The following is a 211-nucleotide window of genomic DNA, read 5'->3' as shown; positions in this document are numbered from 1 at the left end:
AGCACGAAGCGCCAGAACTCGAATTTATACCATTCGAAATATTCGAGGGAGCCGGTGTTCCCGCCCTTGTAAAACGCTGTCCGCTCGAACGGGTCCAGACGTAGATTGACGATGGTTGGCGCACCCAATGTCACTGTGTCACCGAGCCAGCCGCCGGGCTGTTCCTTGAAGGTATATTTGTAGTCTTCGACGCGGGCGGCGCCGAGAGCAC

Annotated in this window: 1 pseudogene; it reads right to left on the bottom strand. The window is 56.9% G+C overall.

Annotated features, from left to right (window positions below):
- Window positions 1–211 (bottom strand): annotated as a pseudogene (locus AF337_RS04280) (arylsulfatase); the annotation flags it as partial.

This window comes from Rhizobium ecuadorense (assembly GCF_001187535.1).
GTDB classification, from domain to species: Bacteria; Pseudomonadota; Alphaproteobacteria; order Rhizobiales; family Rhizobiaceae; genus Rhizobium; species Rhizobium ecuadorense.
The sequence above is the reverse complement of the archived record's forward strand: the minus strand, read 5'-3'. Positions and strand labels throughout refer to the sequence as shown.